This window comes from Spiribacter roseus (assembly GCF_002813635.1).
Classification (GTDB): domain Bacteria; phylum Pseudomonadota; class Gammaproteobacteria; order Nitrococcales; family Nitrococcaceae; genus Spiribacter; species Spiribacter roseus.
Genome location: NZ_CP016382.1, coordinates 1545286 through 1559533 on the forward strand (window position 1 = coordinate 1545286; position 14248 = coordinate 1559533).

8 protein-coding genes are annotated in these 14248 nt (G+C 58.7%); 2 read left to right on the forward strand and 6 right to left on the reverse strand.

Annotated features, from left to right (window positions below; translation table 11 throughout):
* Positions 1–126 precede the first annotated feature (126 nt).
* Complete coding sequence (locus tag BBH56_RS07640) at positions 127–654, forward strand: ATP-binding protein (RefSeq protein WP_148122441.1); 528 nt, start codon at positions 127–129, stop codon at positions 652–654.
* A 92-nt stretch (positions 655–746) separates the two neighbouring features.
* Here BBH56_RS07640 and BBH56_RS07645 read toward each other — a convergent pair whose 3' ends face one another.
* Both BBH56_RS07645 and BBH56_RS07650 read right to left on the reverse strand, forming a co-directional pair.
* Positions 747–938, reverse strand: coding sequence for a DUF6447 family protein (locus BBH56_RS07645; RefSeq protein ID WP_144347931.1), 192 nt, complete (start codon positions 936–938; stop codon positions 747–749).
* Between the two features lie 297 nt (positions 939–1235).
* A complete protein-coding gene (locus BBH56_RS07650; RefSeq protein ID WP_148122442.1) occupies positions 1236–1484 on the reverse strand; it encodes a DUF1902 domain-containing protein in 249 nt (82 codons plus the stop codon).
* Positions 1485–1568: 84 nt separating this feature from the next.
* Here BBH56_RS07650 and BBH56_RS07655 point away from each other — a divergent pair, with 84 nt between their 5' ends.
* On the forward strand, positions 1569–2753 hold the full coding sequence (locus BBH56_RS07655) for an integrase core domain-containing protein (RefSeq protein WP_148122443.1): 1185 nt from the start codon (positions 1569–1571) through the stop codon (positions 2751–2753).
* Between the two features lie 241 nt (positions 2754–2994).
* Here the strand turns inward: BBH56_RS07655 and BBH56_RS07660 are convergent, their stop codons facing one another.
* The 4 genes from BBH56_RS07660 to BBH56_RS07675 form a co-directional block, all read right to left on the reverse strand.
* Complete coding sequence (locus BBH56_RS07660; protein WP_148122444.1) at positions 2995–4671, reverse strand: sulfotransferase family protein; 1677 nt, start codon at positions 4669–4671, stop codon at positions 2995–2997.
* A gap of 125 nt (positions 4672–4796) precedes the next feature.
* Positions 4797–9608: a DUF4214 domain-containing protein gene (locus BBH56_RS07665; RefSeq protein ID WP_148122445.1), complete on the reverse strand. Its 4812-nt coding sequence runs from the start codon at positions 9606–9608 to the stop codon at positions 4797–4799.
* A gap of 197 nt (positions 9609–9805) precedes the next feature.
* Positions 9806–10492: a class I SAM-dependent methyltransferase gene (locus BBH56_RS07670; protein ID WP_148122446.1), complete on the reverse strand. Its 687-nt coding sequence runs from the start codon at positions 10490–10492 to the stop codon at positions 9806–9808.
* Positions 10489–14247 (reverse strand): glycosyltransferase, encoded by a 3759-nt coding sequence (locus BBH56_RS07675; RefSeq protein WP_148122447.1) that lies wholly within the window; start codon positions 14245–14247, stop codon positions 10489–10491. The genes BBH56_RS07670 and BBH56_RS07675 overlap by 4 nt, the downstream gene beginning before the upstream one ends.
* Position 14248: the final 1 nt, after the last annotated feature.

Genomic DNA, 14248 nt, shown 5'->3' on the forward strand with positions numbered 1-14248 from the left:
ACCAAGGGCGAGGCGCCCGGTACCGAACTGGTCAGCGGTTGAGCGTGAGCTCAAGCACCGCGGCATGACCCGACGACAGGTCTGGCTGGAGTACCGCGAAGTTCATCCCGACGGGTACAACTACGCGTGGTTCTGCGAGCAACTGCGCATGACTGGCAGGGCTCGCATATCCGGGCGTTCGAGTACTTCGGCGGTGTACCGGAGACGGTGGTGCCGGATAACCTTAGAAGCGGTGTGAACAAGGCCCACCGCTACGACCCGGATCTGAACATCGACTACACGCGGCTTGCCGAGCGCTACGGCGTTCGCGTGGTCCCGGCACGGGTGCGTAGCCCGCGGGATAAGAGCCTCGTCGACAACGCAGTGTTGATCATCGAGCGCGAGGCCATCAGCCAGATACCTTTCATGGACCGCCTCGCCCTGCTGCTCGATCGTGAGGTCATGGCCCGGGAGGACCGCCAGCTCGTGAGCCCGCAATGGATAAGCAAGGAGCGTAACGTCCTCATCAACGGCTCCACCAGCGTCGGCAAGTCCTACTTCGCCTGCGCGCTTGCCCAGAAAGCCTGCCGAGATGGCTACGTGATCAGCCGGGTGGGTCAAAACTGTTGGCCAAAGAAGCGGGGCCCATCACTTGGAAGTAAGGTCCCTTTGTAGGCTCCCCCTTGACTGGAATACACGGCTTGCCTAGCCAGAAGTTTCGTCCGGACCGGCGTCTCAAGCTAATTTTTGAGCATGACAGCCGCCGATCAGGACTGCGGTAACTCCGCCTGCAGCGCCCGGGCGTAGGCCTGCCGCGCCGTCTGCGCAATGGCCAGCCGCTGCTGCAGTCGGGCGATCTCCTGATCAGTGACTTGGACGTTCGTGAGCTGCGACTTCGCTGCCTCGTTCAGGCTCTCAAGGTCGTATTCGTTACCGTCGATGGTGACTGTGTTGGCCATGGTATTAGCTCCCTTTTGTGAATGAATGCAGAATAGGGTAACTGATCATCGCGTGATACTCGATGTTCGGGTGTACGCGACAGGGATATTTCAGCCAAGCTTGAGTGCGATCAGCGACCTCGCGTCTCGGTCCTTGCCGGAAAGCTGCGGAATACTCCTGAACAGGCCCGGGCGTTCGACATCGCCAACTACGACCTGCGGTCGGTGTGCCTACCACGACAGCTGGAATGGGCGGAAGGCCTCGCATCGCGCTCGGCGCATGCCGGCCACGGCATGTAGGTCACCAGACCCCGACGCTCAGAAGGGCTTTTTCGAGAGCTCTCCGGCCAAGCTATTGGCTTGGGCGATCAGCATTACCGGCATATCAAACTTGCCTCCGGCACCGCCACTGGCTTCGATCAGGTCAAGGATCGCGCCGGGGAACTTCCCGGCAAGGTGTTCGAGCGTATTGCCCTCCAAACTGAGTCCTGGAATATCCGAGGACTCCACCAGCCAGACGCCCGCGTCTATGTCATGGATGGCTTTCACCACGATCATCTCCAACATGAAACGGCCTCCAAACAAACCCAGCTCAATTGGTTTAGGCTACTTCTAGCGTATCCTCGCATCGTTTTGCCAAAGGATGGTCCAATGGAAGCTTGGCTGTTACCCGTCGTGGCGTTTGCCTCTGGACTGATGGTCGGCTTGGCCAGCGGTCGACGATTCAGGCGCGATCGGATCGCATGGGCTCAGCGCCGGCTTCAGTTGGTCGCACTGTCCTTGGAGGTCAAAAGCCTGCGAGCCAAGGTGGTCCCGGCGCAGAGTAACCGAACGCCGCCGGCTAAGCGGCGATTGGTACGAAGGCGACCGAGTCTAACGGGCTGGCAACGCTGGTTCATTGGCAGCGCACACCGGCTTTTCCCATGGGTCACGCGCTTCATGCGCTTTACGCCGACGACGTACATCCAGTGGCTTCAAGGCAAAAGCCGCAAATCGCACGCCGACAAGATCGCGGAGGGCAAGCGGCGCGGCCGACCATCGACGCCAGAATTCATTGTCGAGGCCATCTTGACAATCAAGCGCGAAAACTCCGGATACAGCGCCCGACGTATCGCCAACATTATCTCTGGGGGTGAACTGCGCTTTCGCATCGGCAGAACGGTAGCATGTGACATCTTGAAGGCGAATGGCTTCAAGCCGGGACCAAAGAAGGGAAAGCTGCCGCCCCGTGAGGAGGAGCCTGGCTGGGTTACCACCCTCTACAACCAACACGTGATGGCGTTCGACTTCAAGACAGTCCTAGACCTGAAGGGCGACCAACTCTACATCCTCAATATCATCGATCATGGCCGCCGCGTCCTGCATTGGTCGCGTGCGACCTACTCGCCGTCGGCCGCGTGGGTCGCCCAGCAACTGCGGAACGCATTCATGGACATGGATGACTTGCCAGAGGCCATGGTGATGGATCGTGACCAGATTTTTCTCCCGATTGCCAGGCGGATACTACCGGCGATGAACATCAAGGTCGTACGCACCGCCTATAAATGCCCGTGGCAAAACGCAGTCGTGGAGCGATTTCACCGCACACTTGATGAGGAGCTCTTGCGTTACGTCCAACCGCACCACGATCGCCACTTGAACCGTTTGCTACGCGAATTCCGTCGCTATTACAACACCGCGAGGCCCCACATGCATAACGGCGGGATTCCTCCGATTGCTCCCGACTTGAGCCAGAACCCCGCAGCAAACGATCCGGATTTTTTCAAAAAACCCCGGAGCCTTGTGCGCCGCAAGTGGCTGGGTGGCTTGCACTCGAGTTATCGCTGGGCCGCCTAAAGGCTCAGGACTCTTGGCGGACCTCGATCCCATCATCGGCGACGCGTGCCGAGATCCCAATGCGTCCGGAATTCCGCGCGCCTTGGACAAATTGTCACCGAATGCCCGATTTAAAGCTCCTACCAAGCAACGGCCACCCGGCGTGCGCGCATCGGCGCCCGGAGCCAGGTCCGAAACCTGCCGGGACTCGCTCAAAAATGGGGCAATTGAGTTTCTGGCCACTACAGTGAAGATGATTGCTTTAAACATGGTTTGGCTCTTGAACGCTGTATCCAAAGAACTCTACCCAAGGGTCTAGCTTGCTACGGCAGTGTTCATCGAACAAGAATAGGTAGTTTCCATACGAGGTCTGTACGCCAAGGGTCAGGCCCTTGCGGACGTTGGCGTAGCTTGGCGTGCGCACGGCTCGCTTTTTCGAGTGCTCGGTGAAGTTAAGCACATCTTCGTGCCAGTCCACACCGAGGAAGTCGATCACTCGACGGATTGTCGGCTCAAAGTCAGTCACCAGTTCATCGTAGCGCACGTAGCACACCCGCTCTGTCTGGCCGGGAAAGGCGGTAAACCAGCTGCTCATGACGTAGTCGTAGAGCTCGCAGGCGCTGTGTATGTCGTTAAACGCCGCCATGGCCTGGTTTTGCTTGTAGCGCTGCTTGAAGTTCGACAGCACCACGTCGTAGGGGTGGCGGATCGAGAAGACATAGCGCTTTTCGGGGAAGAGCTTCTCCAGATAGGCGATGTTCGCTGCAAGGATCGGGGTTTTATCGATCTTCACGGCCCGATCGGTGTCCAGGTGACGGTCCAGCGCCCGGTAGTAGCGGTAGCGGTGATCCAGGGCCGCCTTGTGGACATCCGCCTCACTGGCCTGCTCGCCTTTGCTCTTGACCGTGGCGAAGGCCCCGTCGTAACTCGAGACCAGTGCTCCCGTCTCCTCAGCCGTTGATACCGCCGGGTGGGCGGCTAGCGCATTCTCAAGCAACGTCGTGCCTGAGCGTGGGAAGCCGGTCATGATGAAGTAATCCCGCCGCTCATCCTCCGGCAGTGAGGGGATCACCCGCTCACGTCTGGCCTCCAGAGAGCGGATAAACGCCTCTGGGGTATAGCGCTCCTCCGCGAGCGCCTTATTTTGTATTTCGAAGGACTGCACCGCCTCGGCATGGCGGTTGCTTTTCTCCAGGCAAAGGGCGTGTAGGTGACGGAACGTAGCGCCGAGCCCGCCGGTGGCTGCGAGCACTCCGGAGCGCTCGATAAAGTCTAAACACCGCTGCCAGTCCTTGGACCAATAAAGCCGATACGCTTGCCAGTAGGCTTTGGGTATCTCACAGCCCTTGAGCCCCTCACAAAGCTTACCGAATCGGGAGAAATGCTCCTGAGCGTCTTCGCGCTCGAAAAGGCGCAGGACATCGAGCACGCGTGAGGCGTGCGACGGCTGCTCGATAAACAACAAGCGCAGATAGTAGGGCCAGGCCACCTGGTAACCAAGGCTCCCCGCTGCCACCTCGGCGGCTTGGCGCAGGTAGGCCGGATCACCCTCAGCGAGGAAAAGCCGATGGCATGCAGCTACCTCCACTCTCTGATCACCATCGCGCATGGCAGTGATCAACGCCTTATGCAGTCCTTGAGGCTGATCGGCCTGCGCCGCCTCGAGCTCAACTAAACGATCCGCAGAGTCGAAAAACCCGGAGCGTATAAAAAGATCAATCAGTTTGCGGCGCAAATACCCGCTCCGCTCAGCGATGTGCATCGCAAGGCGCAGCGTTTTCGTGCTGAGCGTCTCAGAGGCACCAAGCAGCTCGGTCATCGCATAGGAGCGGATGCAGGGATCATGGATCTGCAGTCGCTTCTCCCAACCCCGCGCGCTCGTATCATCAATCAGCCTAGGTATCAGTGCACTGGCCTGTGAGAGTTTGATTTCTTCCATGTAAAAAACACCCTAGCAGGGTCACGCGCGACCCTTTTCATGCTCTTGCTACGTAGAAAAAAGCCCCCGCCACTAAGTGACGAGGGCTTTTCTTATCAACCGTTCCTCAGGTGAGGATTCGTCGGTTAGGGGATGTCAATGATCGTTGTACCAGTGTTGTAGTCTGCTACACCACCAACCAAGACGATTGAATCATCGAGATCGGTAACGGCATCGTTACCATCGACTGTCGTGTCGGCGACGAGCACATCGGCAGGACTATCGCCGGAGTCTTGCACCGTAAACGTACCGGCATTTGCATCGAAGGTGCCCTGGAAGGCGTAGACGCCGTCATCAGCATCCGCGAGACCAGTGAAATCTGACGCACCCTTCAGCGCGTTGGTTTCCAGTCCGCCGGCAATTTGCAAGACATCGCCGTTAGCATCGCTGAAGTCCTCGACAACATCGACGCCGTTATCATATGTAGCCTCGGCATTGCCATCAGCAACGGCTGTGGAGTCAACGCCATCGTCCGCGGTCTGGACAAAGATGTTCGCCCCAGCACCGCCAGTCAGCGTATCAGCACCACCTCGGCCCGTGAGCACGTCCTCACCGTCGCCGCCAATTAGCTCGTTTTCACCGCTTGTGCCGAGCAACGAAAAATCGTCATTAGTACCGTCCTCGGCGCTCGCATCTACGTTAGAGAAGTTTGAATAACCAGCGAGTGCGCCGCTATTTGCGAGCTTCGAATCACCGAAGGTATCCAAATCGACAATGTTTTGAGTTTCCGCACCGGACGCAAGTCCATCCGCAATCACGATCGTGTCGCTACCGCTTCCACCGTCAACGCTGTCGTTGTCTACGCTATCCAACGTGGTGATATTGATGATGTCGTTGCCATCTCCGAGGTTAATCGTGTCGAGCTTAGCCGTACCCGTAACCTCATTGTCTTCATCCGAGCCAGTGATCTCAGCTCCCGAACCGTTGCTGTAACTCGACAGATCCACATCCTCAAAGCCCTGCTGTACAGCGCTGTTTGTGGAGCCGTTGAATACGCCAATCTGATCGCCCTCAGCGGACAGGTCCACGGTCATGCCACCCAGGGCACCACTGAAGACCACTTCGAGGAGATCGTGGCCGTCGCCACCATCGAGCACGTCGTCTGGATTCTCCATCGCGACTGTGTCGTCACCGCTACCGGCGGTGATAGTCATCGCCGCTGTGCTCTCGCGGGCGCTCGAACCAACTACGAGGTCACTCGCAAACTCCTCGGCATCCACGGTGGTAACGCTGTCGACCAGCGAATCACTACCTTCGAACGTGACCGTTTTGCCAGCCTCACCACCGGTGAGGTTGACCGTGACATCGTTTTCGTTGGTTGTGCCAGTCAAAGAGATATTGTGATTCTCAAAAGACCCGCCCACTTCTTTAACATGGTCAAAGGTCAGCGTTTCGACGTCGTCGACCACAAATGTCGCCTTTTCCGACGCCGTGTTGACGTTGTCAGTAGCTGCGAGGTTGATCGTAGCCGCGTCATTCGAACCGGAGGTTTCAGCGTAGCTCAGGGTAAGTGTTGAATTTTCAACGCCCTGAGCTTTCGTTAACTGACCCGCGGATGCGGCGGTCAATCCAGCTTGCACAGCGACACCAGCAGCAAGACCTGTGAAAGTCAGGTTGCTGTCGCTGTCAACAGCAACAACATTCACATCTGTGGCATTCGTGAAGTCGTAGGTGCTATTCCCGTCTTCCTTGATACCAATGGTGTCAATCGCCGTTGTGTTGAATTGGTAGTTGTTGCTGGAGCTCTCTGGTGTTGCATCAACACTCACAACATCGTCCGAGCTCGACGTGCCGGTGATCTCGAAAGTCCGGTCATCGATGCTGTTTTCGTCGATTTCGATATCAACGTAACCGGCAAACTCGGAAGCATCAAAGGACTCAATACTTCCCTCACCGACCAACTCGCCACTAGCCGTAGCAAACTTATCAGACGCCTCACCGCCAGAAACGGTGATGTCGTTGACGTTTGCGTCATTCAGACCGGTGTCGGTAGTGATCTCGATGTCATCGCCAGCCTTCACGGTGAAGTTGATTACTTCCACGTTGCTGATATTGCTCGTGTTATTGAAGCCATTTTTGACATCAATGTTGAGCGTGTCATTGCCACCAGCACCATTAACTGTCTCCGCCTTACCGGTGAAGTTAGTGATGGTGATGACGTCATCGTTGCCGGTACCGGTGATGTCATGTGCATCATTGGCGTCGCCATTGACAGTGACATCAAGCGCCAGGGCATTCGCGTCATCCGATCCAACGATGACGGTTGAACCAGCGTAAGTGCCGGCGGCGACAGTGCTTGTCGACGCGGAGAGCTTATTGCTGCCGCTGTTGAGATTCAGAGTCGTATCACCGTTGCCGTCTGTGATCTCTAAAGTAGTGGCGTCGAGGCCAGACACGTCAAGGTCAGCATTCGCATTCGAATTTGTATCGAGGTCGGCAATCACCGCCGTCTCGATGTCTTCTGCGACGAGCGTGGCGTCAGTGGTGCCAGTCCGGTCGGCAAGCTCAAAGGTGATGGAGTCGTTCTCACCGGTTGCATCAGCAAGGCTTACATCAAGGGTGCCCGTGTAATTAACGTTTGCGTCATTACCAAGGCGCAGAGCAACACCACTGGCGAGCTCTGTCAGCGTGACGTCCTGGCCTGCCGATACCGCGATGGTCTCAGCACCCGTGATAGCCGAAGCATCGATGCTGGATGCATTACTACTGGTCTCAAGCTCGATGTCTTCGACATCCGAGATGCTCAGCGCGCCAGTCGTTTCATCGAGCCCGTCGATATCCGCAATGACGGTGTCGTCTCCAGCCCCGCCGGTTACGCTGTCGTTGTTATCAAGTGTGGACCCAAAGTCGACCTTGGAATCTTCCTGTGCGAGCGTCACATCGACGTCGCCTTCAGCCAGCGTGGCATCCAGCCCCGCGGTGAGGTCGGAGGCATCCAGCGTCGTTAGCTCAGTGGAAGAACTAGTGGCCGTGAGGTTCAGCTTCGTGTCACCGGAAATGTTGAGCGTCTCGATATCGTTCGCGTCAAACGAATCCACTCGGTTGGTGATTTCGTTCGCATCGGCAGAACGCGTGGACTCCAGATTGACTGTCTCGAAGGTGTCTGCCGTTAGTTCGTCGATGTCATTCGTATTGTTAACATCCGAAGCGTCCACAATCTGAAGATCCAACAGATTATCGTTCGTGTCGGTCTCGCTAGCGATCGAAACTTTGGTGTTCCCATCATCCCCGTCGTTGGCGTCGTTACGCAGAACAATAGTCTGATCGGTGTGATTGGTGATCTTCTCGATGTTGTTGCTTGCTTGGAGATCATCAACCTCGACGTCGAATGTCACGACATCCGCTGGCAGTTCACTCAGGTCGTAGACCTGATTATCATTTTCGTCGTGGACCCCGATTGCGACAGTCTCAATGCCAGTCACACCCGCGAAATTGTCAGTGCTGAAGGAGTCGCTGTCCCCAACAAGTGTCATATCGATCTGATCATCGCCAGAACCGCCTTCGACGGTGTCGTTTTTGTCTAGCTTGGCGGCAAAGTCGAACGTGTCATCGCCGCTGCCACCGGTGATGGACAGGTTCGCGTCTTGACTCGCAGTAAGCGTTAGGTCCCCGCTAAAGTCTTCGGCGTCGAACGTTGTAACGTTGTTGCTATTGCCACCATCAGGCGTTTTGATCGAGAGATCTTGATCACCCGTGATATTGATCGTCTCGAGATCGGCACCCTCGATGTTGTTAATCGAGTTGCCGCCGGTCTCTTCGATGTTCGTGCTGTTAATGTCGTAAGTCTTGAAGCCGTCCACCCTAAGGTCCGGCCCCTCGTTACTATCGACAATCGGTCCCACGCCATCCAGCACGATTGAGACAGCGTCATTCTCTTCGGTCACGCTCGTGGCGAAATTGACCTGATAGTCAGCCTCTGTGGAATGCGCGCCGCGCATACCCACCGTCGCCAACTCATTGACGTTATCCACAATCAGGGATTCGTTATCGTTGCCGTCCTCGGTCTTGACAGACCAGAACTGCTCAACGCCGCTCATGGCATCAGCGTCGAGCGTCGTATCATTATTGTCATCGCGTCCAGTGATATTCACAACCGGGACATTCTCGACGCTGGCAGGGTTGGTGTCGGAGTTCATCCGGTAGATTTTCAGGACGTCGTCGCCGCCGACGCCATCGATGACTGAGTCGACCAGGTTCGAGGAATCGGTGCGGAAGATATCGTCAAGCTCGGATGGGTTGTCATCAGAAGGAGAGACGTTTGAGTTGGCACCACCTGTGATCACTGCGCCACTTGTAGTGAGCGTGAAAGTCTCCCCGCCAAGGGCCGCAACTTCCGTATCAACGAATGACTCCACGGCCTGTGGGGTTGACGTATCAGTATCGACCTTCACCGCGTCAAGAAGCGCCTCAGACAGATCAACGTCTTCTTGGCTCGGCGCGCCCGGCTCACTGACATCGGTGCCATAATAGTTCGCCACGGCAACTTTGTTCTGCAGGAGGTCGCGACTCTGCTGCGTCAGCTCGCTGCCGCCCTCTGAGTCGAGCAAGCTGCTAATCATGTCGACAATGACATCACCCGGCTCGCGACTGTCCATGGCGCTCGTCCAGAAGTCGATACCGTCCTGATCCTGCTCGCCCTCTCCACGTCCGAGGACGTTCTCGTAAAAGCTGCGAACAATCTCTTCGTTCGTCAGGGACTCGGGGTAGTACCCGTTCGAACTCGCGCTCTCGAACATGTCCTGCGCGATTGATTTGAGCGCCGCTTCGTTTCCGAGCTCCTCCTGTCGCGCTTCCAGGCCCTGCACCCAAAACCCGAGGCCATCGCTATCCGGGGCCCGTCCAATCAAGCCCACATAGAGCTCTGAAATTTGCTCACGCATCTGTTCGGTGATCGCCATCTCGGTTGTCCTCCGACAAAACCAAAATTCAAATTGGGCCCCAAAGCTTCCTACTCACTTCCGCTCTGGCAACCGTGTTCTTCACTGATTACAGCGAATCTGGGTCAAGCATGCCTCATGAATCTGATCGGTTCAACACCCCCAGCAGCAGTGTCACCGCAGTGTCACGGTATTACCCACAGCCATATCATCACCGGTTACAGCTGGTAGGCCACTGTCCGAACGGCTGCGTCCCGACCGTCATCGGGAGCGTGCACCTCACATAGCATCTGACTGTCACGGTACGCTAAGCCAAATGGCGGCGCGTCTAATTCCACCCCGCTATTCACCCGTAACCGAGTCGAACCACCCGCCGGCATATCCTCGTTTGGTGACCAGCACTCGCCAGTAGGCACATGCTCTGTCACGATCAGCCAGCGATAGGGCCGCGCCGCGTTGATGCGCCTCACGATACTCGCGATGTCATCGTTCGGCAGATGTTGGAGCACTTGCCGCAGGAAACCGACATCCCCAGCGGGTAAGGAGCACGCGGCGATGTCCCGCTGCTCGAAGCGAACGGGTAAAGCACGGTAGCGACTACGATTTTGGCGAATGATCAGGCCAGAGACATCGCAGGCGAGGAACTCACGCGCCGGGTCGGTGAAGTGCCGACCGACGTTGAAATCGCCACAGCCAAGATCGACAAGGCGATCAACGCCCGGATGGCTCGCCAGAAATTCGTTCACGGCAGCGACGTATTGGTCCACGAAGACGGGCTCGTGCGAGCCACGCCCTGACTCACGCTCGCCGTTGGGCGCTTGTCCCCACTGGCCCCGCCGGTAGATTCCCTCGAATACCCGACGACGATGCATCGCGGCGAGACGATTGGCCAGCCAGCCGATCATGGATGGATCTGCGCCCAGAGCTGCTTCGCACTCTCGCGCCAGGACACAGAAGCTTCACTCTGACCCGGACACTCGTCACACTCGCGCTGCGGGACCCAGTCATCAAGCGCCGTCGCGAGCGCGTCGCCGGTGAGGCCCTGGAAAAAGCAGGTCTGGGCAGGAGCCACTTCGCGGAAGACCGGAATATCGCGCGCAAGAATAGGAACACCCCGCGCCCCCGCCTCGACCAGGGGCAGGCCGTAGCCCTCGTCCTCCGAGGCGGCGATCAGGCCATTGGCCTGATGGTATAGCGCGTCCAGCTCGGAATCGTTCAGTCCATCCAGCCAGAACAGGCGCTGGCCGCGTTCACGGTGGCCGCTCAGCCGCTTGACCGTCTCCGGAATATCCCGTCGGTGGAGATCCGGCAGTTCCTGCCAGCCCTCTTTGCCCACAATCACCAGGCAATCCGTCGAACCGGCCGCCCAGCGATGTTCGAAGGCGTCCAGCACCTGTTGATGGCGTTTGCGCGGCTCGATGGTGCCAACGGTGATAAATAGACGGCGGTCGGTGGGCAGATCAAGGTTGGGTGGCGGTTCATCCCCCATCTCACTCGTCACGATATGATCCGTGCCCAGCGCAAAGTGGCCGGTCTTGATGACCTCAACGCGCTCCGGCTGGTTTTCCACCAGCCATCCGCGGACAGTATCGCGGACCGCTTTTGAGGTGCCGAAGATCGCATCAAAGGTGGAAACCGCTTCCATCCAACGCTGATGGGTCTTATCGGCACCCGGCGGGAAGCAATGGGGATGCGTGACCGGGAGTATGTCGTGGACGACAGCAAACACCAGACAGCCATTGGCCCGCAGCTGCTGATGAAGTCCGCTATCCACCGCCGCCACCAGTTGCTGGCCACTGATATCGACAATGCCGAGGACATCGCCCGGCCCAGGGTCCACTACCTCGTCGCTCAGCCCGGCAAGATCACCGCCGGTAATGCGCCGCATCCAATCCAGCGCAGTGATATAGCACCAGTCGCCCTCGCTTTCCACCAGTCGCACCGGCTCGATGCGAAAGCCCTCCGGTGAGTCGATAAGCCAGGACTCAACGAGGCGCTGGGCCACCCGCTCGACGCCGGTCACTCGATCGCTTGCCGCCGTGGCCGTTACATCAATGAACAGACGCTGCCTCGGGTTCCCCATTGGCAGGGTCGTCGCAATAGCGGTGGCGAGGTGCTCTTGATCTGGCGCGCCAAGGCGCTGGATGGCCTGGGCATCCAGCGCATCGACCAGACCATTCGCCGAGACCCGGTTTCGGGCATAGGCCCGCTCAAGCGCCTCGGCATACTCCGCCGCGCAGGCGATTGGGGCATGGGCTGTCGCGATCAGGACCCTCGCCGCTGCACCCAAGCGCTCGCGAAGCTCAGCGTCGTCGCGTAGCGACTCCAGCGCCCGTATCAGCGCATCCGACTCAATCGGATCATCGATCTTATAGACCGCGTCGTCAGGCAGTTCCGCCATCGACCCGTGCGTATTCACCAGCACGGGGAGTCCATGAGCCATAGCGTGGGTAACGGCACCGGAGGTCTCGCCCCGAGACTCGCCGCGCAGCTGCACCGCGACATCCGCCGCCGCCAACCAGTCGGCGAAGGCCTCGTCGGTGAGGCGATCGGTGAAGCGTATGTTGCCGGCCCCAGGCGATGACGCCATCTCCGTCAGTGCGGCGCCGTATTCGCCCAGATCCAGGGGCCCGGCGAAAATAAGCTGGCAACGGTGATCTCCGGCGAGCCTGCTGTCCATCCAAGCCTCAAGGAGGGTCTTGCAGCGTTTGGTCGGCGCAACCATTCCAAAGCTTGCAATGATGAACGCATCCGGCGCTAGTCCGAGCCGCTCTCTGGCTGCATCGCAGTCGGCCTCCTGTGGCAGGGCCCGCAAATGCGGAATCACCGCCCAGTGCTTTGTAGCGTCTGATGTGTAATGACGCTCGACGAGTTCACGGGCGTGGCGGGAATGGACGATCACGCCACGAGCCCGCTCGATGATCGGCCAGCTGGCAGGATATTGATCGATGAACGCGGATCGGGGCATCCCGAGGACCTCCGCCACCGCGCCTATGCCGTGCGACACACGCACCGCCTGCGCCCAAGGCGGACCCTTCCCTGCGCCATCAATCGGGGCCTGGAACTGCGCCGGCTCACCAAACCAGAGCCCCCCGATGTAAGCATCATGCATCACGACCATACCGGGCACCGCGTCCATCAGATCGGCCATGAAGCTATGAAACGGAGAATTCCCAACCTGGTAGAGAACACGGTCGAATGCTGATGCCGCCTCGCGCAGGCCATCCGGGTCCAGCGGTTGACCGAATGCTTCGATCAGCGCGTCACTCACCAGCGGCTCATCCGTGACCAGGGTTATGTCGTAGTGCTCAGCAAGCGCCGGGAGGAGCTCCTCGCTGTAGTTTGCGATCCCGGTATGAGCGGGCGGCAGAGGCGAAACGAATGCAAGCCGTGGCTTACCGCCGGTGTTGGACACCATGGCAGGGTCCGCACGCCGTGGATTGTCCTCGGCCGATACGAGATGCTCGAACACACTCATGGTCAGGGCGGCCGTACGATCCCAAGAAAAGCGCCTGGCCTGCTCCTGCGCCGCGGCCAGCCGTTCTGCCCGCCACGCCGCATCCGTCAGGACACGCTCAAGCTTCTCGGCAAGTGCCTGAGGGTCATCCGGATCGAACAGCGCCGCTTCGTCACCCACCACTTCGACCAGGCTCGTGGCGTTGGCCGCGAGGACGGGCGCACCGCAGCGCATGGCTTCCAACGCCGGCAGCCCGAAGCCTTCATGACGGGAGGGGAAAACAAACGCCGAACAACCGTTGTAAAGAGCAACGAGTAACTCATCGCTGACATGGCCCAAGACGACGAGCGCATCGGCGGGCACTCCGTGTCGCCTTGCGGAGGCGGCAAGGGCATCACGCTCAGCGCCCGAGATGGGACCGGCGAGCACCAGCCGCTGGGTAGCCTGGACCGCAGCGGGCAGACGCCCGAAGGCCTGGATGAGCAGATCCACGTTCTTGCGCGGGTCCACCGCGCCGGCATGGAGCACGAAAGGCCCCTCAACGCCGTGCGCCCTCAGCAGCGCTTTGGATCGCGTCTCGCTATCTTCATCGGGCCGAAAGCGCGCGTCCGCATCCGCCCAGATCGGCGTGGTACGGGATGCCTCGATACCCAGCCATTCCACAGCCTCCCGCGCGGTGAACGCCGAGTTGCAGATGAAATGATCCCCCTTTTTCACCTCTTCAACGCGACGGAAATAGTCGGCCTTGGTCTCGGGATCCGGGTCGAGATATTCGCGCTGATTGACTAACGGAATGAGGTCGTGCATTAACACCACACGCGGGATGGCGGGATCCAGGTGCGAGAGATTGACCACCGCCTCCGACTCGAAGAAAGATGGGATAAGGATGATATCCGGCGCCGCTCGCTCAATCGCGGCCGCATACAAGCCCTGCCCGATCTCCCGCCATCGATCATGGTGGAAGATGTGGCGGTCAACGCCGCGCGGCATGGACCAACGGGAGATTTCGACATTCGGTAAGGCGGCCAGCGCACTCTCTTGCCATCGACATACCGCAGCCGGCATCGAAGTGTCGAAATGGAGAATGAAGCGATGCTCTGGATATTGGGGGGGCAGCGCCCTCACGAGCTCTCTGACAAACCGCCCAATGCCACGGTAGTGGCTATCCGTCTGATCTCCTTGCATGTCAATCAGAATGCGCATT